Here is a 20644-nt window from a genome sequence, read left to right as displayed (position 1 = left end):
ATGAATCAGGCAACAGGCGCAGGCGGTGGATCGTCCGGCAAGGTAGGGCCACCCGGCTCAGTGGGCTCCGGGGGAGGGGTATCAGGATCCGGATTACCCGGAATGCCGCCGCCAACCATATTCAGCTCCGGAAGCAAGTCCGAATGAGCCATGAGTGACCAGGCCAGCAGCCCGATCTCATTAAGCGGAGGAGATTGAGCCTGTTCAGAGATTTTGAAAGTAGTCTTCATAGGGCACTCCAGATCAAAAGCCTTCGCGCATAACGATTATGCGAAAGCATGTGATCAGATAGAGTGCGAAATAGAGTATTAATTCAATTCCACTAGTCGCCTGACCTGCAACTCAGGTGCGCGGCAGGGTGACGCCACGCTGGCCTTGGTACTTGCCGCCTCTATCCTTGTAAGACACTTCGCACTCCTCATCGGACTCCAGAAACAGCATCTGGGCCACGCCTTCATTGGCGTAGATCTTGGCCGGCAATGTAGTGGTGTTGGAAAACTCCAGCGTTACGTGGCCTTCCCACTCAGGTTCGAGCGGCGTCACGTTGACGATGATGCCGCAGCGCGCGTAAGTGCTTTTGCCCAGGCAGATGGTCAGGACATTACGCGGAATGCGGAAGTACTCCACGGTGCGCGCCAGCGCGAAGGAGTTCGGCGGGATGATGCACACGTCGCTTTTGATATCGACAAAACTTTTTTCATCGAAGTTTTTCGGATCGACCGTGGCCGAATTGATGTTGGTGAATACCTTGAATTCGTCTGCGCAGCGAACGTCGTAACCATAGCTGGACACGCCATACGAGATCACACGGTCGGCACCTTCACCTCGCACCTGACGCTCCACGAAGGGCTCGATCATCCCTTGTTCCTGCGCCATGCGGCGAATCCACTTGTCCGATTTGATGCTCATGGCGATGTCCTGAATAGCGAGGTAAAAAAGTTATCCGGCATCTTACCGGGGTGGGGCCGACGGTTCAAAGACAACAGAGAGAGAGTTTGGACGGAGCGCGGCGCCGATCGGCTGCGAATGGAAATAATCATCAACAGACCATTGGCACGTTCGGAAAAAAGGGTTAAGGTGGCGTCACTGTGTTGCTTGTGTCACTGAGAATCTCTACACGATGTTGAATTTCGATCCAACCATCTCCATGAATTTTCCAGCTCTTTGCACTCAGTCTCGGCCAGGGCTCTTCCTACGCCGCAGTTAACTTTGTCCAAGGAGATATACTATGTCCAATCGCCAAACTGGTACCGTTAAGTGGTTCAACGATGAAAAAGGCTTCGGCTTCATCACTCCACAATCCGGTGACGACCTGTTCGTGCACTTCAAAGCTATCCAATCCGACGGCTTCAAAAGCCTGAAAGAAGGCCAACAGGTTTCTTTCATCGCTACCCGCGGTCAGAAAGGCATGCAAGCTGAAGAAGTTCAAGTTATCTAACTTGTACTGATTCGCTTAAAAACCCCGCCCTCAAAAGCGGGGTTTTTTATTGCCCGCCATTTGAGTAATCGCGCATGATCCCAGACGGATCAAGGGAGACAAAACTGCTACCGCCTCCCCCGCCGAAAAATCGTTACACCATCAGTCGTCGCTGACAGAAATGGTCGGCATCGCCGGGCTCGCTGCTTCCTGCAGCACGATTCGCGCGCCGACGTGACGCGCCAGTTCCTGATAGACCATCGCAATCTGGCTTTCCGGTTCGGCAATAGCCGTCGGCTTGCCACCATCTGCCTGCTCGCGAATCAGCATCGACAACGGCAATGACGCCAACAGCTCGACATCGTATTGCGACGCCAGCTTCTCACCGCCGCCTTCACCAAACAGATGCTCGGCGTGACCGCAGTTCGAACAGATGTGTACCGCCATGTTTTCCACAACGCCCAGCACCGGAATACTGACCTTGCGGAACATCTCGACACCTTTCCTGGCATCCAGCAACGCCAGATCCTGAGGCGTGGTAACGATCACAGCACCCGCGACCGGGACCTTCTGCGCCAGCGTCAGCTGGATATCTCCCGTACCAGGCGGCATATCGATGACCAGATAATCCAGATCATTCCATGCAGTCTGCGTGACCAGTTGCAGCAATGCGCCTGAAACCATCGGCCCGCGCCACACCATCGGCGTATTGTCGTCGGTCAGAAAGGCCATCGACATCACTTCGATACCGTGCGCCTCGATCGGCACGAACCATTTCTGATCCTTGATCTTTGGCCGCGTGCCTTCAGGGATGCCAAACATCACCCCCTGACTTGGCCCATAAATATCCGCGTCGAGAATCCCGACCCGTGCACCTTCGCGAGATAACGCCAATGCCAGATTGGCAGCTGTCGTGGATTTGCCGACACCGCCTTTGCCGGATGCGACGGCGACGATATTCTTCACATTGGCCAGGCCCGGGATCTGGCTCTGTGCCTTATGCGCGCTGATCACGCTTTTTATGTCGACGCTGGCTGACAGCACGCCATCGAGGTTTTCGATAGCGGTCTTGAGAACTTGCGCCCAGCCATTTCTGAACAGGTCAGCGGCATAACCCAGCTCGAGCTGCACGCTGACGCGAGCGTCCTGAATCTCAATGGACCTGACACAACCGGCACTGACCGGGTCCAGGTTCAGGTAGGGGTCGGTGTACTGGCGAAGAATCGTCTCCACCGCTGCGCGATTGACTGCGCTCATGGGCTTACTCCGAAAAAGACTGACTGAAACAGGCGGCTATCGTACCTGTTCTGCCAGGCAGCCACATGATTTCAACCCAGTGACAGGAGCATTCCCACAGCCACGCGGGGTGAAAAAAATTGCTCAGACCTTTATAGTGGCCGACCTCCGTTTCACTTCAAGTAGCCGAGCCCCATGTCCGAGCCACGCAAGATTCTCGTTACCAGCGCCCTGCCCTATGCCAATGGTCCCGTTCACCTTGGCCACATGCTCGAGTACATCCAGACCGACATGTGGGTGCGCTTCCAGAAGCACCGCGGCAACCAGTGCATTTATGTTTGTGCGGACGACGCTCACGGTTCGGCAATCATGCTGCGCGCTGAAAAGGAAGGCATCACCCCTGAACAGTTGATCGACAACGTCAAGGCTGAACACAGCGCCGACTTCGACGACTTCCTGGTGGACTTCGATAATTTCCACTCGACACACTCGGATGAAAACCGCGAACTGTCGAGCATGATCTACAAGCGGTTGCGCGATGCCGGTCATATCGCCACGCGTTCGGTGACGCAGTATTTCGACCCTGAAAAGAACATGTTTCTGGCCGACCGCTTCATCAAGGGCACTTGCCCGAAATGTGCGGCCGAAGACCAGTACGGCGACAACTGCGAGAAGTGCGGTGCGACCTACGCGCCGACTGATCTGAAGAACCCCAAGTCAGCGATTTCCGGTGCGACGCCTGTCCTGAAGGATTCGAAACACTTCTTCTTCGATCTGCCAGCCTTCGACACCCTGCTCAAAAGCTGGACGCGCAGCGGCACCCTGCAAGACGCGGTTGCCAACAAGATCGCCGAATGGCTGGACAGCGGCCTGCAGCAATGGGACATCTCCCGCGATGCGCCGTATTTCGGTTTCGAGATTCCGGATGAGCCCGGCAAATATTTCTACGTATGGCTCGATGCCCCCATCGGGTACATGGCCAGCTTCAAGAACCTGTGTGCGCGTCGTCCGGACCTGGACTTCGATGCGTACTGGGGCAAGGACGCGACCACCGAGCTTTACCACTTCATCGGCAAGGACATCGTCAACTTCCACGCCCTGTTCTGGCCTGCCATGCTCGAAGGCGCGAACCTGCGCAAACCGACCGCCATCAACGTTCACGGTTACCTGACCGTCAATGGCCAGAAAATGTCGAAGTCGCGCGGCACTTTTATCAAGGCGCGCACTTACCTCGATCATCTGTCGCCCGAGTACCTGCGCTATTACTATGCGTCGAAGCTGGGCCGTGGCGTCGATGACCTGGACCTGAACCTCGAAGACTTCGTACAGAAGGTCAACTCCGACCTGATCGGCAAGGTCGTGAACATTGCCAGCCGTTGCGCCGGGTTCATCCACAAAGGCAATGCCGGTGTGATGGTCCAGGCCAATGCCGCGCCTGAACTCACCGATGCATTTCTGGCAGCTGCGCCAGGCATTGCCGACGCTTACGAAGCCCGCGACTTTGCCCGCGCCATGCGCGAAACCATGGCACTGGCCGATCGCGCCAATGCCTACATCGCAGAAAAAGCACCTTGGGCGCTGGCCAAACAGGAAGGCAAACAGGACGAGGTCCAGGCTGTCTGCGCACTGGGCATCAACCTGTTCCGCCAACTGGTCATTTTCCTCAAGCCGGTACTGCCGAACCTGGCCGCCGACGCAGAGCAGTTCCTCAACGTCGCGCCATTGACCTGGGAAGATCACAAGACCTTGCTGGTCAACCATCAGCTCAATCCGTTCTCGGCACTGATGACCCGGATCGACCCGGCCAAGGTAGAAGCAATGGCCACTGCATCCAGAGAAGACCTGACCGCTACGCAGACCGATACTGTTGCAGCGCCGGTCGGCAATGGCGAACTGACCAAGGAACCGCTGTCTTCGGAAATCGATTTCGACACCTTTGCAGCCGTCGACCTGCGCGTGGCGCTGATTCTCAAGGCCGAGCATGTCGAGGGCGCCGACAAGCTGTTACGCCTGACGCTGGATATCGGCGACGAGCAGCGCAATGTTTTCTCCGGAATCAAGAGCGCCTATCCGAACCCGTCCGAGCTCGAAGGTCGCCTGACCATGATGATCGCCAACCTCAAGCCTCGCAAAATGCGTTTTGGCATTTCCGAAGGCATGGTGATGGCGGCAGGCCCTGGCGGTGAAGAAATCTACCTGCTCAGCCCGGACAGCGGTGCCAAACCTGGTCAACGCATCAAGTAACCCGGACAAGGCCCGGTATCCGCTCAACAGCGGGTATCGGGGCTTCGTGCATTCGCAAGCACCTTGATATGGCCGATAATGCGCCTTTCGAAAGACATACCTGCTGTCGCTACCTGGCGCGATCATGACTGAATCGATTCGCATACTTCCCGACGTGGAACTGATACGGAGTATCGACGCGCTGCTGCCCCAGACTCAGTGTGGCAAGTGCGGACATTCCGGCTGCCAGCCCTATGCGGAAGGGATTGCGGGCGGTGAAGCCATCAACAAATGCCCGCCAGGTGGTGAAGAAACCATCATTCAACTGGCAGAGCTGCTGGCTGTGCCGGCATTGCCTCTGGATACGGCGCGCGGAGCGGCACCTGCCCAGGTCGCCTTTATTCGCGAGGCCGAGTGTATCGGCTGTACCAAATGCATCCAGGCCTGCCCGGTAGACGCCATTGTCGGGGCAGCGAAATTGATGCACACCGTGATCATTGAGGAATGCACAGGTTGCGACCTGTGCGTCGCACCGTGCCCGGTGGACTGCATTGAAATGCATCCGCTACCCTCTGCAGCGGTCATACCGATCGTGGGCGGACTGGCACCGACCTGTGACTTGCAAATCGCCCGGCAGCACAAGCGCACTCATGCACGGCGGCGTTTCGACTCCAGAAACGCCAGGCTGCGCAGCGAACAGCAGGCTCGACTGGCAGAACGTATTGCCCGCTCGCAACGAATGGAATCACTTCGTGAAGCAGCACCTCGAACTGCCGCAAACACTGAACAGAACCAGAGGCCTGGCGCCGCGGACGAAGCCTTGAAAAAAGCCAGGATTGCGCTGGCGATGAGTCGTGCCCAGCTCAACAAGTCGCTCAAGGCCTTTGGTCATCCGCCCATTGCGGAGCAAGCAGCGCAGCTGGTGACGCTGCAACGCCACTACGAGGCCGCCGAACAGGCACTGCAGGCGCTGCTATCAGCGTCTGCAACGATCAATTCCGAGGAAACGCTTCGTCCATGAATGCTGCAAAACGTCAGGAAATATTCCGCAGGCTGCATGAGGACAATCCGGACCCTAAAACCGAGCTGGCCTACACCACGCCTTTTGAATTGCTCATCGCGGTGATCCTCTCCGCGCAGGCCACCGACGTGAGCGTCAACAAGGCGACCGCCAGGCTCTATCCAGTGGCCAATACGCCACAAGCAATCTACGACCTCGGCGTTGAAGGGCTTTCCGGGTACATCAAGACAATCGGCCTTTACAACAGCAAAGCCAAAAACGTGATTGAAACCTGCCGGATGCTGATCGAGCTGCACAATGGCGAAGTGCCGCAGACCCGTGAAGCCCTTGAGGCGTTACCAGGGGTGGGACGCAAGACCGCCAACGTTGTACTCAACACCGCGTTTCGCCAGATAGCGATGGCCGTAGACACGCATATCTTTCGCGTAAGCAACCGAACAGGCATCGCCCCCGGGAAAAACGTGGTGGAGGTAGAGAAGCAGTTGATGAAATTTGTGCCGAAAAATTATCTGCTCGATGCGCATCACTGGCTGATCCTGCATGGACGCTACGTTTGCCAGGCCCGCAAGCCACGCTGTGGCAGTTGTCGCATAGAGGACCTGTGCGATTACAAGCACAAGACATCAGACGATTGAGGCCGACGGGCGGTTGCCACTTTATCGATTGAAAAAATCTTTTTTACCCGCCTGCGGATTGTCGATATAAGAAGCGCCAGAGAAAGTCCAAGCCCTGGAGTCAACTTCATGAGTACTGGCAATGAGCAGCTGGATGTAGACGATGAGATCGTCGTCGTTGAAACTGACGAAATCGAACCTGTGGTTGTGGAGCCGGCGAAGACAAACCTGAGCAAGCGCCGGACCATCGATAACCTGCTTGAAGAGCGGCGCTTGCAAAGACAACTGGCCGATTACGACTTCGACTTTTAGGCGCAGCGCCTGGCGAGACGCCAGACATATTGCGTGCCAGAGCCGAGCCCTGGAAGCAGCTCTAAAGAGAGACGCTCCCAGGCACTGGGCACGGCTTACTGATTGCCGAATATGACCTGCCCGCCTCAGACAAGCCCGTTACGCTGGGCAAGCTCAATCAGATCAACCAGCGAATGTGCATTGAGCTTGAGTAATAACCGGGTTTTATAAGTGCTGACGGTCTTGTTGCTCAAAAACATGCCGTCTGCGATCTCCTTGTTGGTCTTGCCTCTGGCCAACTGTTGCAGAACCATCATTTCCCTGCCGGAAAGACGGTCTACCATATCCGATTCGCTCGCGTTTCCCATGCTGGAGCGAACAGTGTGCAGCGCCTGGTTGGGGAAATAGCTGTAGCCTGAAAGCACCGCCTTGATTGCACTCAGCAGCTCGGTCAGATCCTGTTGCTTGCAAACATACCCCGCAGCACCTGCCTGCATGCAACGCATGGAGAAGTGACCTGGCGCCTGAGAAGTCAGAATCAGAACCTTGAATGGCAATGTCATGGCTGACAGACGAGCGATTACTTCCAGGCCGTCGAGCTTGGGGATACCGATGTCGAGGATCACGATATCAGGAAGATGCTCGCGCGCCATCTGCAATGCGTCCACACCGTTATCAGTCTCCGCGACGACCTCATAGCCATGACGCTCCATCAGCATGCGTACAGCAAGGCGAATGACAGGATGATCATCCACGATCAGCACTTTATTCATGGGCAGTCCATTTTTCGCTATTCGAATTTTCAGAGCCAGCACAATAACTTAGTCGTTTAGTGCTTTGCATTGCGCTCACCCTTAAGGACTGACAGCCAAAGACCATTCCTACAAGTACAGCAGAAACTTCCTACAAAACTCGGCACTAACGTACATTTTTTATTAATTTTCACAGAGCCTTCCTTTTCGGAACCTGTTGAATTATTGCTGGAGCGGCGGCGTAAGCATCGCGACTCCAGTCGATAGATGAACATGACCAGACGTTTCATCGTCAAAAATGATCTTGTCGGGCCTGTTAAAAACTTTGTAAAACCGTCTTTTTATCAGCATCGAAACAAATTGACGCATGGCGCATAGCCAGCAAAGTGAAAAAAACCTCCTGTCCGCCTGAATACTCCTGAAGCAAAACGCCCGGGCGTCATGGCCGAATTTCAAGATGCTGATGACACGACAGTTCTTGATACTCAGGCATCTACATGACAGAGACGCGCAGAACGTGGCGATTGAAATAGTGCGGTCCTGTCAAGATAAGCGCCTCTTTCCTGGCACCGACGCCTGCACGCCACACGGGGCGACTGATAGCGATCACTCACACCGTACATACGTAAACCACGAGTAAAAATTACACATTGAATACAGAATATTGTACAAATATTTATTTAAGGAAACGTCCTATATAACTTAAGGAAATCTCCTACAACAGAACGCCAGGCTGAGCACTCGACACATCGTTAGCGCTCAGGCCTCACGGCATTATGATTTAACCGCACGAGCCTGTGCTGAAGCAATATCTTACAGACACCTTAGCATGAGCCTACGTCATTCAAGACTAAAAGCAGCTCATTCGACAAGTAGCAAATACCAAATCTCATTTCAGATCCAGCCATGGTCAGCCGAATAGGAAACGTACTACAAAAATCAGGGACGCAAAAATAAAACATGTAAGACCTTTTAAATACTTTCAAATCAATTCCATCCAAGCACCATTTTCTCCTTGCAAATTCTATTACCAGTCGTTACTTTTTTGGCATTAACACCGTTATTTATTGCCATTGAATACGCTTCTCAAGAGGCTATATCAATGCGTATTTCACTCACGTACTTCATGAGCAACAGTAGTTAGACGAGCTCGGTCTATCACACCGGCCGGATGGATTCGGGTACTGCATACATGGCCGGTCGGGCACCTCTGCCTGATGACAAGACCTCAAAGTGTCTGCCAACTCTTTTGAATGGGCCATGTGTATAACCATGTTCAAAAAGGGACCTATCATGGACAATAAATACGTTCGTTCGCCTTCACCGCCCCGTACCGCTCTGGAACTGGCCACTGCCATAGAGCGGTTCGTCGCCACCGGCGGGGTTATTGCCGTCATACCGGAGGGAGAAACAGCGGGTTCATCGAATCCGACACCCACCGATAATACCTCTGCCCTGGAACTCACAGGCAAAGTGGAATTACTGAAGTGCCTTGTTGCAAAGGGCGCGGGGGTCAACGCCCTGCAGTACTCATTGCGTATGACCAAGAAGGATGTTCGCCAACTGGCAACGGAACATAAAGTGAGGATACATTTCAGCCAGCCTGTGCGTAGCCTCAGGAGAGAAGCACGCAATGATACTGCTGATGTCGATGATGTCGTTGCGGGCCACGCCATGCACTATTCGGCCCTCGGCTACGCTGCTTCTGAAATCGCTCAGTTGCTCGACCTCAGCGTTCGCCAGATCTGGAACATCGGCAAGGCCTATCGATATGAGTTCAGGCAACAGCGAGAAAGCGATACGCCTAAGCAGCCTGACTCGGCGCCAGGTACTGCTGACCCGCACACTCAATAAAGCCGTTGCGTTGAAATAGCCGCCGTGTGCGAAGAGTGCCGGATACGCGACTGAAAAACTCGGTTATAGCGTCCTTAACAACGACAGTCTGTGTAGGAAAACATGGCAAAGCCTATGCCTGTTTCTTTTCCTGTCGAAAGCAGGCCTTCATCAATACACACTGCAGACCGTATTTGATTCATCAAAACAATACCGCGACGTTAAAACGCGTAGAACGCCCAGCGGTATCCGCGTTGATGAACTCAACAGCAATGATCAAAGTGTCAGGAAACTTTAGTCAAAGACGTGACCTGCGCTGGTCCAGGAAAGGAGCCGCGCCCTGCAGGTCATACGAAGCGTTGAAACTTGAAGCGCTTTACGCGTCAGCCAGATCATCAAGTGCAGCCCTGCGAGGGGCTGCACTTGCCAAACCACCTGCTATCTTCAGAACAGCTTGCGGCCCTTGTTTGCGGCAATCCGCATGCGCAGTGCGTTCAGCTTGATGAAGCCTGCAGCGTCGGCCTGGTCGTAAGCGCCAGCATCGTCTTCGAAGGTCGCGATATTGGCATCGAACAGCGAGTCATCGGACTTGCGGCCAGTCACAATCACGTTGCCCTTGTACAGCTTCAGACGTACCACGCCGTTCACGTGAGCCTGAGACGCGTCGATCATCTGTTGCAGCATCAGACGCTCAGGGCTCCACCAGTAACCGGTGTAGATCAGGCTGGCGTATTTGGCCATCAACTCATCCTTCAGGTGAGCGACTTCACGGTCCAGGGTGATCGATTCGATTGCGCGGTGGGCACGCAGCATGATGGTGCCGCCCGGGGTTTCGTAGCAGCCACGGGACTTCATGCCCACGTAACGGTTTTCCACGATATCCAGACGCCCGATACCATTCTCGCCGCCGATGCGGTTCAGGGTTGCCAGAACAGTGGCAGGGGTCATCTCGACACCATCCAGCGCAACGATATCGCCATTGCGATAGGTCAGCTCAAGATAGGTCGCCACGTTTGGCGCGTCCTCGGGGGACTTGGTCCAGCGCCACATGTCTTCTTCGTGCTCGGTCCAGGTGTCTTCCAGGACGCCGCCTTCATAGGAAATGTGTAGCAGGTTGGCGTCCATCGAGTACGGGGATTTCTTCTTGCCGTGACGCTCGATCGGGATGTTGTGCTTTTCGGCGTAATCCATCAGCTTTTCACGCGACAGCAAATCCCACTCACGCCACGGAGCAATCACCTTGACGCCAGGCTTGAGCGCGTAGGCACCCAGTTCGAAACGCACCTGGTCGTTGCCTTTGCCGGTTGCGCCGTGGGAGATGGCGTCAGCGCCGGTTTCATTGGCGATTTCGATCAGACGCTTGGCGATCAATGGACGAGCGATGGAGGTACCCAGCAGGTACTCGCCTTCGTAGACAGTGTTGGCACGGAACATCGGGAACACGAAATCGCGCACGAACTCTTCGCGCAGGTCATCGATGTAGATTTCTTTCACGCCCATGGCCTGAGCCTTGGCGCGTGCCGGTTCGACCTCTTCACCCTGACCCAGGTCAGCGGTAAAGGTCACCACTTCGCAGTTGTACGTATCTTGCAGCCACTTGAGGATCACCGAAGTGTCCAGGCCACCGGAATACGCGAGAACTACCTTGTTTACGTCCGCCATGCCATCACTCCACCGGGTTGTACGGAAAACCGTGGATTCTACCGTTCAAGCCAGCAGATTTACAGGGGCGCGACAGCTTGTGACGACAAGGCGACGTATCCAGCAGCCTGACGAGGGCTCAGGACGTGTGTGCGGCGCTTGCCGAGGAGGCAACAGGCACCGGGCGCTCATCGGGCGCTACGCGCTCAAGGTGTACGTTCACCCGACGGTTGCGCGCGCGGTTGGCTTCGTTGGTGTTGGGCGCCAGCGGGTAGCGCTCACCGTGGAAGCGCAAGGTGATCTGCTGCTCCGGGATACCCTGAGCCTTGAGATAATCCATGACTGCCAGCGCCCGGCGGCGAGACAAGTCACGGTTGGTAAGGCGATTGCCGCTGTTGTCCGAATGGCCATCAAGCTCGACGCGGTTGACGGTCGGATCAGCCTTCAAGTAGGCAACCATGTTGTCCAGACGCGCTTTTGCACGGGCATCCAGCTCGATACCACCGCCAGGAAAACCCACTTCAGCCTGTTTGATCTGATCGAAATTCATCGGCAACAGCTTGGCGGTACAAGCCTGATATTCACTGAACGCCTTGCTGAATTTGACAGGTAGCAAGCGTATTTCCATCAGACCGCCGTCGCGGTTGTAGTGACGAATCAGCGGGCTGCGCCCGTCCATCAGGCCGCTGATCAGCCGCCCTGCCTGCGCTTGGGAAGTGTTGAACGGAATGTCGCCATTCATGACGCGCACTGAACCCAGGTTGATATCACCACGCCCAGGCTGCCAGGGCGCGGCGGCGGCCAGCAATGTCGCAGAGCCATTGCCCAGCATGTTATAGGACGCCTTGAGGCGAAATGTCGCCTGCTCTCCCGCACGGCGCACGAACTCGCCCGCACCGAAATCGGTGATCGGCTGAGTCAGGCGGCATTCGAACTGATCGCCTTCGACCTTCCACTCGATGCTCTCCAGACGCGTCTGGAAACTGATAGCCATCGCCGGAAGGCTGGCAAACATGCTGAGCAGGGCTAAATATCGCTGGCGCACGGGAGGCTCCACTGGAAATGAACGCGAAACAGAAAAATGCTGACTGACAAGGGAGCTATCGGTAACTTCATGCAAAACTTGATAGCGGATGCCTGAGAGAGGCTTTTCCGGTAGCATTCCCAACGAGTTTGACCCGCCTGGAATCCCCAATGTCTGACCGCCTGACCCTTCTGCGTCCCGACGACTGGCATATTCACCTCCGTGACGGAGCTGTCTTGCCTCATACCGTTGCCGACGTAGCGCGAACTTTTGGCCGCGCAATCATCATGCCCAACCTCGTACCTCCGGTTCGCAACGCGCAACAAGCCGACGCTTATCGCCAGCGCATTCTGGCCGCACGTCCGGCAGCCAGCCGCTTCGAACCGTTGATGGTGCTTTACCTCACCGACCAGACCACACCCGAAGACATCCGCACAGCCAAGGCCAGCGGCTTTGTCTACGCTGCCAAACTGTATCCGGCCGGGGCGACCACCAACTCGGATTCCGGTGTCACCAGCATCGACAAGATCTTCCCGGCCCTGGAGGCAATGGCCGAAGTCGGCATGTTGCTGTTGGTACACGGGGAAGTGACACGCGGCGAGATTGATGTCTTCGATCGCGAAAAAGTGTTCATCGACGAACATCTGCGTCGTGTGGTCGAACGCTTTCCGACCCTCAAAGTGGTGTTCGAACACATCACCACCGGCGAGGCCGTGCAGTTCGTCAACGAAGCCTCGGCCAATGTGGCGGCGACCATCACTGCGCACCACCTGCTGTACAACCGCAACCACATGCTGGTCGGCGGGATTCGTCCGCACTTCTATTGCCTGCCGATTCTCAAGCGCAATACGCATCAGGCTTCGTTGCTCGACGCGGCCACCAGCGGCAGCAACAAGTTTTTCCTGGGCACCGACTCGGCACCGCATGCTCAGCATGCCAAGGAAAACGCGTGCGGTTGTGCCGGTTGCTACACGGCCTACGCAGCGATCGAGCTGTACGCGGAAGCGTTCGAACAGCGTAACGCGCTGGACAGGCTGGAGGGCTTCGCCAGCCTTCACGGTCCGGCGTTCTATGGCCTGCCTGCCAATCAGGACACCATCACGCTGGTGCGTGACGAGTGGACCGCCCCTGCCAGCCTGCCGTTTGGCGAGTTGACCGTTATCCCGCTGCGCGCTGGTGAAACACTGCGCTGGCGTCTGGAGGAACACGCGTGAGTGAAGATCATTTTGACGAAGAACACGAAGGCCACGGCGGTGGCGGCGTTTCCCGTCACCCGATGGCAGCGCGATTTCGCGGCTACCTGCCGGTAGTCGTCGACGTCGAGACCGGTGGTTTCAACTCCGCCACCGATGCCCTGCTGGAAATTGCCGCTGTCACCATCGGCATGGATGAAAAAGGCTTTGTGTTTCCCGAGCACACCTATTTCTTCCGCGTCGAGCCCTTCGAGGGCGCCAACATCGAGGCGGCTGCGCTGGAGTTCACCGGCATCAAGCTCGATCACCCGTTGCGCATGGCGGTCAGCGAAGAGACCGCAATTAACGATATCTTCCGCGGCGTGCGCAAGGCGCTTAAAGCCAATGGCTGCAAACGCGCGGTACTGGTCGGTCACAACGCCAGCTTCGACCTCGGTTTCGTCAACGCGGCTGTCGCCCGGATGGACATGAAGCGCAACCCGTTTCACCCGTTCTCCAGCTTCGACACGGCCACGCTTGCCGGCCTCGCCTACGGCCAGACCGTATTGGCCAAAGCCTGCCAGGCCGCCGGAATCGACTTCGACGGCCGTGAAGCTCACTCGGCACGCTACGACACCGAAAAGACCGCTGAGCTGTTCTGCGGCATCGTCAACCGCTGGAAAGAAATGGGCGGCTGGCAAGACTTCGACGACTGAGGTCGACAGTTCAGTGAACAGACCGGCCTTGCGCCGGTTTTTTCATGTCTGCCAAAAAGTGGCGGGCATTCTTCGCGCTACGCAATCAACCCGCCGACCACTCATCGCCCTACCTGAATCGAACCCAAAACAGTTTTGACAAGCATTCTCATTAGCATTAGTCTCCTTCACATCAAGCAATAAACCAGCGACGGTCCATAGCTTATGTATGTTTGCCTCTGCCAAGGTGTCACAGACGGTCAAATCCGGGATGCAATTCTGGAAGGCTGCTGCAGTTATCGTGAAGTCCGCGAAACGCTGGGCGTCGCGAGTAAATGTGGAAAATGCGCCTGCCTGGCGAAAGAAGTGGTGCGTGACACCCTGACCGAACTGCAAAGCAGTCATGCGGCGCTGGCCTATCCCGCAAAATTTTCAGCTGCCTGAATACCCCGTTTTCAAGAACCGGACGCCATGTCCGGTTTTTTTATGCCTGTAATTCAAGCGCTTAGCGTCAAGATGCGGAACTCAAACATTCTTATTCCTATTTAAATTCACTTATTATTCAAACACTTAGGTTTGACAGACGACGGAGCGCAGCTCACACTCGCAGCTTATCGACACCATCCATCGGCAGGACCTCGAACATGAAAGGCGACATTACAGTCATCCAGCATCTCAACAAGATCCTCGGAAACGAGCTGGTCGCTATCAATCAGTACTTTTTGCATGCACGTATGTACGAAGACTGGGGCCTGAAAAAGCTCGGCGGGCATGAGTACCACGAGTCCATCCATGCGATGAAGTACGCAGACAAGCTGATCAAGCGCACACTGTTTCTTGAAGGGCTGCCAAATCTGCAGGACCTCGGCAAGATCCTGATCGGCGAGCACACCAAGGAAATGCTGGAGTGCGACCTGAAGATCGAGCAGAAAGGTCTGGCTGATCTGAAAGCGGCCATTGCTCATTTCGAGACAGTCGGCGACTTTGGCAGCCGTGAGTTGCTCGAAGACATCCTTGAGCCTAAGGAAGAGCAAATCGACTGGCTGGAGACTCAGCTTGGTCTGATCGTCAAAGTTGGCATAGAGAACTACCTGCAGTCGCAAATGGGTGACTGATTCACCCGACGCGCTGCAATGAAAAAGCCCGCCTCTGTCGAGAGCGGGCTTTTTCTTGTCTGTAAAACCACACTGCTACAAACGCTTGCGACGCAGAGCGTCGTGAAAGGCATTCCCACGCTGAAGCGCAGGGAGCGATAACCTCGACTATCGTGCGACGCTCTGCGTCCTCCAGGTGACATACACGCCACGCTGGAGCGTAAGGTTTTACTCGGCTTTGGCAGGTGCTGCCTTGGCAGATGCATCCTTGACCAGCGTCTGCAGCGAACCGTCAGCCATCATTTCGCTGATGATGTCGCTACCGCCAACCAGCTCACCGGCAACCCACAGCTGCGGGAAAGTCGGCCAGTTGGCGTACTTTGGCAGGTTGGTGCGGATTTCAGGGTTTTGCAGGATGTCGACGTAGGCAAACTTTTCGCCACAGGCCATCAACGCCTGGGAGGCCTTGGCCGAAAAGCCGCATTGTGGGGCGTTTGGAGCGCCTTTCATGTAAAGCAGAATGGTGTTGTTGGCAATCTGCTCTTTGATCGTTTCGATGATATCCATGATGCACCTCGGCTGAAATATCCGACTCAGTTGTCGGCACGGTGGCGCATTGTAACGAAAACCCGAGCATGACGCTCTGTCTTGCGCCTTAACAAGACACCACCTGCACCGGAACGCCGTTCAGCACAGCGTTGCCGGACAGAACATCGAGTTGCCGTTCGTCCGTCAGGTCGTTGGCACTCACGCCGGGCTGGCTCCGGGCGATCTCCATTTTCACGCCGGCCCGCGAATGTCCCCAGCCATGCGGCAGGCTGACGACACCCGGCATCATGTCCAGACTGCTCAATACCTGGACTTCTATCACACCTACCCGCGAGCTGACCCTGACTTGCTGCCCGTCACTCAAGCCACGCCGCTGCAGATCCTCAGGGTGCATCAACAGCTGATGCCGAGGCTTGCCTTTCACCAGCCGGTGGTAGTTGTGCATCCACGAATTGTTGCTGCGTACATGCCTGCGGCCAATCAGCAGCAACTCACCCGCCTGCGGACCAGGATCGGCAGCAAAGCGTGCGAGATCAGCCATGATCACCTCTGGCGCAGCCTGGATGCTGCCATTGGCGGTTTTCAGGCGGCTTGCCAGGTTTGACTTCAGTGCGCCCAGATCCAGGCCGTGGGGGTGGCCTGCCAGTGTCTGAAGAGACAGATTGTGGGCCGATGCCTCGCCATAGCGCCCCGCACGCAAACCGCGATCAATCATCTGCGCGGGTGGCAGGGTTGGCTTCAGCTCACGCGCAGCCTTGGCTGCAAATGCCTTGGCCAGGCCGACAAATATCTCCCAATCGTGCAATGCGCCCTCGGGCCTTTCGAAGATCGCGCGATTGAAGCGCGTGACGTTACGGATCGCCAGGGTGTTGAACGTGGTGTCGTAATGATCGTTCTCCAGCGCCGACGTGGACGGTAGGATCAGGTCGGCATGGCGAGTGGTCTCGTTGATGTACAGATCGATGCTGACCATGAATTCCAGACCCTTCAGCGCCTGATCCAGCTGGCGTCCGTTGGGCGTCGACAACACCGGGTTGCCCGCGACCGTCACCAGCGCGCGAACCTGCCCCTCCCCTTCCACGAGCATTTCTTCGGCAAGCGCCGAGACCGGCAACTCGCCACCGTACTCCGGGAGCCCTGACACGCGGCTTTGCCACAGATTGAAATGCCCGCCCGATGTCGAGCTGACAAGGTCGATGGCGGGCTCAGTGCACAGCGCGCCGCCGACACGGTCGAGATTGCCTGTCACCAGATTGATCAACTGTGTCAGCCAATGGCACAGCGTGCCGAACGCCTGAGTGGAAACGCCCATGCGTCCGTAACACACCGCCTGGTCGGCGGCTGCAAAATCGCGGGCCAATTGCCGAATCTGCCCTGCAGCGATGCCGCAGCGCGGGCTCATCGCTTCGGCATTGAAGTCGCCAATCGCTTTTCGCACCTCTTCCAGCCCGTCGACCGGCAGATGGCTCTGGCGAGTCAGCCCCTCTTCGAACAACGTATTGAGCAACCCGAACAGCAGCGCCGCATCGCCGCCAGGACGAACGAACAGGTGCTGATCGGCAATAGCAGCGGTTTCGCTGCGGCGCGGATCAATGACCACCAGCTTGCCGCCGCGTTGCTGAATGGCCTTCAGGCGTTTCTCGACATCCGGAACGGTCATGATGCTGCCATTAGAAGCCAACGGATTGCCTCCCAGAATCAGCATGAAGTCGGTGTGATCAATGTCCGGAATCGGCAGCAACATGCCGTGGCCGTACATCAGAAAGCTGGTCAGATGATGCGGCAACTGATCGACCGACGTCGCTGAAAAACGGTTACGGGTCTTGAGCAGGCCAAGAAAATAATTGCTGTGGGTCATCAGCCCGTAGTTGTGGACGCTGGGGTTGCCCTGATAGATCGCCACCGCATTCTGCCCGTGACGTTGCTGAATGGCATGAAGCCGCTCGGCAACCCGATCGAACGCGTCTTGCCAGGTGATCGGCTGCCACTGCTCCCCGTTGCGCAACATCGGTTGGCGCAAGCGGTCAGGGTCGTTCTGAATGTCCTGCAGCGCAACGGCCTTGGGGCAGATGTGACCACGGCTGAAGGTGTCCAGTGGGTCGCCTTTGATCGAGGTGATTCGTGGGGCAGATTCCGGCCCGGCCTCGGTCTCGATGGCAAGGCCGCAGATAGCCTCGCACAAATGGCAGGCGCGGTAATGTTCGGTCCGGGTCATCGCAGCCTCGGTTCTTGTCATGGCAATCAGACTGATTGCTTAACAGTCACTATGGTGCGTGCCGATGAGCTGCGCCACTGACGTCAGCATTGTGAATCGGAAAGCATCAGGCGCGCCGATGAGTAGACCGGGTCAGCCGCCCAGAGGTGTGACGACCTTGTGCTGAAGCTGGATTTCGGTGACGGTTTCGATCTGCTCCTGGGCCAGGTGAACACCGGTCAGATCGCCGATCAGACGCCAGTGTTCGTCGAGCCCCGAACTGATGGTCGCCATTCGGTCGATCATGCGACGTCCCGCATTGCGCGTCACCTCGTCCTCGCTGCGCAGCAACTCAAAGGACATCGAGGTCATTGAAGCAGTCAGATGGGTGAGCGTACGGGCGGTCAGCCCCAGTAACTCCGTTAATTGACGCTCTTTTGAGTCCATTCCCCACCCCTCGATCAGTAAATGTTTCGGCAACGCTTTATAACCTGTGACCGGCATTAAAGAAACGGTCCCTGATTCAAGTCCGTGAAGCGCGTCGCATAAGCACGGCTGCGGAAAAGTGGACTGTTGCAGGATTGGTACTAATTGCCAAGCGCTATTTGAGCAGTGTACAAATGCTGCCTTCGGAAAAAGCAGAGAACGCCATTCGCCTTCTCAGCGTAGCCAGTTTTTAGCCTGTCAATGAAGTATTACAGCGCGCCTTTAATGGGCAGCGTCGAGGCTTCGGCTTTTCTGAAACACGCTTGCTATTGGTAAGACGCGACATTTTTTTATACTATCGCGCCTTCCTTATTCGTCGCTCCGTGCGGCCTCCGCCGCAGGTCTGCCCGTTTTCCCGATAAAAACCGGCTTTGATAACCTGCGGTCTGTTGCAAAAAAGGTAGTTAATCATGAATGCCAGGCACTTTCTCTCGATGATGGATTACACCCCGGACGAACTTCTGGGCATGATCCGTCGTGGCGTAGAGCTCAAAGACCTGCGAAATCGCGGCGTACTTTTCGAGCCGCTGAAGAACCGGGTACTCGGGATGATTTTCGAAAAATCCTCGACACGTACCCGTCTTTCTTTTGAAGCAGGGATGATTCAACTGGGTGGCCAGGCCATCTTTTTGTCGCATCGAGATACCCAGTTGGGCCGTGGCGAGCCAATTGCCGACAGCGCAAAGGTCATGTCACGGATGCTGGATGCGGTCATGATCCGCACTTATGCGCACAGCAACCTGACCGAGTTCGCTGCTAATTCCCGCGTGCCGGTGATCAACGGTCTGTCAGACGACCTGCATCCCTGCCAGTTGCTGGCCGACATGCAGACCTTCCTGGAGCATCGCGGCTCGATCAAAGGCAAGACGGTTGCCTGGATTGGCGACGGCAACAACATGTGCAACAGCTATATAGAAGCGGCAATTCAGTTCGACTTCCAGCTACGCGTTGCCTGCCCTGCCGGTTACGAGCCCAGCCCGCAATTTCTGGCCTTGGCCGGAGACCGCGTCACCGTGGTTCGTGATCCGAAAGCCGCCGTGACCGGCGCTCACCTGGTCAGCACCGACGTCTGGACCTCTATGGGTCAGGAAGAAGAAACCGCACGCCGCAAGGCGCTGTTTGCCCCGTTTCAGGTCACCCGCGCCCTGCTCGATCTGGCCGCCAGCGACGTCTTGTTCATGCATTGCCTGCCGGCTCACCGCGGCGAAGAAATCAGTGCCGATTTGCTGGACGACTCGCGCTCGGTCGCTTGGGATCAGGCCGAAAATCGCCTGCACGCACAGAAGGCGCTGCTGGAATTTCTCGTCGCGCCGTCCTGCAAGCCCGCATGAGCGAGTTGCTGCTGAACCTGCGTGACCTGGCCTGCGGCTACCAAAACCAGCGCGTGGTGCAGGACCTCAACCTGCACCTTAATGCGGGTGATATTGGCTGCCTGCTGGGTTCGTCGGGCTGCGGCAAAACCACTACATTGCGCGCCATTGCCGGCTTCGAACCGATCCATTCGGGAGAAATCACGTTGGCTGGCGAGGTCATATCCCGTCCCGGATGGACGCTTGCGCCGGAAAAACGCCGAATCGGCATGGTGTTTCAGGACTACGCGCTGTTCCCGCACCTGAGCGTCGCCGAAAACATTGCCTTCGGCATTCGCAACCACCCGCGCCTCGATCAGGTAATCGCTGAATTGCTGGAGCTGGTCAACCTCGGCGAATTGGGTAAGCGCTACCCACACGAATTGTCCGGCGGCCAGCAGCAACGCGTCGCGCTGGCCAGGGCGCTCGCGCCTGAGCCACAGTTATTGCTGCTCGACGAGCCGTTCTCCAATCTGGATGGCGAGTTGCGTCGGCGGCTGAGCCATGAGGTGCGCGACATTCTCAAGGCACGGGGCACCAGTGCCATTCTGGTGACTCATGATCAGGAAGAGGCCTTTGCCGTCAGCGACCATGTCGGCGTATTCAAGGAAGGACGTCTGGAACAGTGGGACACGCCTTACAACCTGTATCACGAGCCGCTGACGCCTTTTGTTGCAAGCTTCATCGGGCAGGGCTACTTCATTCGCGGTCAGATGCTTGACCCGAAATTGGTGAACACCGAACTCGGCGTGCTGCGTGGCAATCGGGCTTACCCCGGCATCAGCGGCAGTGCCGTGGATGTCCTGCTGCGGCCGGACGACATCGTCTATGCACCGGACAGCCGTTTGCAGGCGCGGGTCATCGGTCGGACATTCCAGGGCGCCTCGACCCTGTATCGCCTGCAACTGCCCGCAGGCAGCCAGCTGGAAGCGATTTTCCCCAGCCATGCCGACCACCGGCAGGGTGACAATGTGGGCATTCGTGTAGCAGCCGATCATCTGGTGTTATTCGCAGCATCTGGCAACGTTGCGACGCGAACGCTGAACACCTGAG

General features: G+C 56.5%; 21 protein-coding genes. 12 read left to right on the top strand and 9 right to left on the bottom strand.

Annotated elements, in window-relative coordinates:
* Positions 1-5 precede the first annotated feature (5 nt).
* On the bottom strand, positions 6-230 hold the full coding sequence (locus POR16_RS05920) for a hypothetical protein (protein WP_005889366.1): 225 nt from the start codon (positions 228-230) through the stop codon (positions 6-8).
* 112 nt (positions 231-342) lie between these two features.
* Positions 343-909 (bottom strand): dCTP deaminase, encoded by a 567-nt coding sequence (dcd, locus tag POR16_RS05915; RefSeq protein WP_005889365.1) that lies wholly within the window; start codon positions 907-909, stop codon positions 343-345.
* A 319-nt stretch (positions 910-1228) separates the two neighbouring features.
* On the opposite strand from dcd, the gene POR16_RS05910 reads away from it, so the two are divergent.
* Positions 1229-1438: a cold-shock protein gene (locus tag POR16_RS05910; protein WP_002554837.1), complete on the top strand. Its 210-nt coding sequence runs from the start codon at positions 1229-1231 to the stop codon at positions 1436-1438.
* Positions 1439-1579: 141 nt separating this feature from the next.
* Here the strand turns inward: POR16_RS05910 and apbC are convergent, their stop codons facing one another.
* Positions 1580-2674 carry an iron-sulfur cluster carrier protein ApbC gene (apbC, locus tag POR16_RS05905; protein WP_005889364.1) on the bottom strand — a complete coding sequence of 365 codons (1095 nt, stop codon included), beginning with the start codon at positions 2672-2674 and terminating at the stop codon, positions 1580-1582.
* 174 nt (positions 2675-2848) lie between these two features.
* Between apbC and metG the strand changes: the two genes are divergently transcribed.
* From metG to POR16_RS05885, 4 genes are all read left to right on the top strand, one after another.
* Entirely contained in the window at positions 2849-4897 is a 2049-nt protein-coding gene (gene metG / locus POR16_RS05900; RefSeq protein ID WP_122381064.1) for a methionine--tRNA ligase, read from the top strand.
* A gap of 124 nt (positions 4898-5021) precedes the next feature.
* Positions 5022-5897, top strand: a complete 876-nt coding sequence (gene rsxB, locus POR16_RS05895; RefSeq protein ID WP_005889360.1) for an electron transport complex subunit RsxB — start codon at positions 5022-5024, stop codon at positions 5895-5897.
* Complete coding sequence (gene nth, locus POR16_RS05890; protein ID WP_005889358.1) at positions 5894-6532, top strand: endonuclease III; 639 nt, start codon at positions 5894-5896, stop codon at positions 6530-6532. The genes rsxB and nth overlap by 4 nt, the downstream gene beginning before the upstream one ends.
* Positions 6533-6640: 108 nt before the next feature.
* Complete coding sequence (locus POR16_RS05885) at positions 6641-6823, top strand: PA3496 family putative envelope integrity protein (RefSeq protein WP_005889356.1); 183 nt, start codon at positions 6641-6643, stop codon at positions 6821-6823.
* A gap of 125 nt (positions 6824-6948) precedes the next feature.
* On the opposite strand, the gene POR16_RS05880 is transcribed toward POR16_RS05885, so the two are convergent.
* Positions 6949-7575 (bottom strand): response regulator transcription factor, encoded by a 627-nt coding sequence (locus POR16_RS05880; RefSeq protein WP_005889354.1) that lies wholly within the window; start codon positions 7573-7575, stop codon positions 6949-6951.
* A 1272-nt stretch (positions 7576-8847) separates the two neighbouring features.
* Between POR16_RS05880 and POR16_RS05875 the strand changes: the two genes are divergently transcribed.
* Positions 8848-9408: a hypothetical protein gene (locus POR16_RS05875; protein ID WP_080267873.1), complete on the top strand. Its 561-nt coding sequence runs from the start codon at positions 8848-8850 to the stop codon at positions 9406-9408.
* A 423-nt stretch (positions 9409-9831) separates the two neighbouring features.
* On the opposite strand, the gene POR16_RS05870 is transcribed toward POR16_RS05875, so the two are convergent.
* Positions 9832-11049: an argininosuccinate synthase gene (locus POR16_RS05870; RefSeq protein ID WP_003412906.1), complete on the bottom strand. Its 1218-nt coding sequence runs from the start codon at positions 11047-11049 to the stop codon at positions 9832-9834.
* Between the two features lie 118 nt (positions 11050-11167).
* Positions 11168-12073, bottom strand: a complete 906-nt coding sequence (locus POR16_RS05865) for a flagellar protein MotY (protein ID WP_024671652.1) — start codon at positions 12071-12073, stop codon at positions 11168-11170.
* Between the two features lie 149 nt (positions 12074-12222).
* Between POR16_RS05865 and pyrC the strand changes: the two genes are divergently transcribed.
* The 4 genes from pyrC (at position 12223) to bfr (ending at position 15034) form a co-directional block, all read left to right on the top strand.
* Entirely contained in the window at positions 12223-13266 is a 1044-nt protein-coding gene (pyrC, locus tag POR16_RS05860) for a dihydroorotase (RefSeq protein WP_005889346.1), read from the top strand.
* On the top strand, positions 13263-13940 hold the full coding sequence (gene rnt, locus POR16_RS05855) for a ribonuclease T (RefSeq protein WP_005889345.1): 678 nt from the start codon (positions 13263-13265) through the stop codon (positions 13938-13940). Before pyrC ends, rnt begins: the two co-directional genes overlap by 4 nt.
* Before the next feature lie 204 nt (positions 13941-14144).
* Positions 14145-14363: a bacterioferritin-associated ferredoxin gene (locus POR16_RS05850; protein WP_005889343.1), complete on the top strand. Its 219-nt coding sequence runs from the start codon at positions 14145-14147 to the stop codon at positions 14361-14363.
* Positions 14364-14563: 200 nt separating this feature from the next.
* Entirely contained in the window at positions 14564-15034 is a 471-nt protein-coding gene (bfr, locus tag POR16_RS05845) for a bacterioferritin (RefSeq protein WP_005889341.1), read from the top strand.
* Between the two features lie 207 nt (positions 15035-15241).
* Here the strand turns inward: bfr and grxD are convergent, their stop codons facing one another.
* The 3 genes from grxD to POR16_RS05830 form a co-directional block, all read right to left on the bottom strand.
* On the bottom strand, positions 15242-15580 hold the full coding sequence (gene grxD, locus POR16_RS05840) for a Grx4 family monothiol glutaredoxin (protein WP_005889339.1): 339 nt from the start codon (positions 15578-15580) through the stop codon (positions 15242-15244).
* A gap of 88 nt (positions 15581-15668) precedes the next feature.
* Positions 15669-17777 carry a molybdopterin oxidoreductase family protein gene (locus tag POR16_RS05835; protein ID WP_005889337.1) on the bottom strand — a complete coding sequence of 703 codons (2109 nt, stop codon included), beginning with the start codon at positions 17775-17777 and terminating at the stop codon, positions 15669-15671.
* A 132-nt stretch (positions 17778-17909) separates the two neighbouring features.
* Positions 17910-18203 carry a hypothetical protein gene (locus tag POR16_RS05830; RefSeq protein ID WP_005889335.1) on the bottom strand — a complete coding sequence of 98 codons (294 nt, stop codon included), beginning with the start codon at positions 18201-18203 and terminating at the stop codon, positions 17910-17912.
* A 449-nt stretch (positions 18204-18652) separates the two neighbouring features.
* On the opposite strand from POR16_RS05830, the gene argF reads away from it, so the two are divergent.
* Positions 18653-19573, top strand: coding sequence for an ornithine carbamoyltransferase (gene argF / locus POR16_RS05825; protein ID WP_005889333.1), 921 nt, complete (start codon positions 18653-18655; stop codon positions 19571-19573).
* Positions 19570-20643 carry an ABC transporter ATP-binding protein gene (locus POR16_RS05820; RefSeq protein ID WP_005889331.1) on the top strand — a complete coding sequence of 358 codons (1074 nt, stop codon included), beginning with the start codon at positions 19570-19572 and terminating at the stop codon, positions 20641-20643. The genes argF and POR16_RS05820 overlap by 4 nt, the downstream gene beginning before the upstream one ends.
* Position 20644: the final 1 nt, after the last annotated feature.

It is taken from the genome of Pseudomonas coronafaciens pv. oryzae str. 1_6 (genome assembly GCF_000156995.2).
Classification (GTDB): domain Bacteria; phylum Pseudomonadota; class Gammaproteobacteria; order Pseudomonadales; family Pseudomonadaceae; genus Aquipseudomonas; species Aquipseudomonas tremae.
Note: the sequence above shows the minus strand (reverse complement) of the source record. Positions and strands in the feature narration are given on the sequence as shown.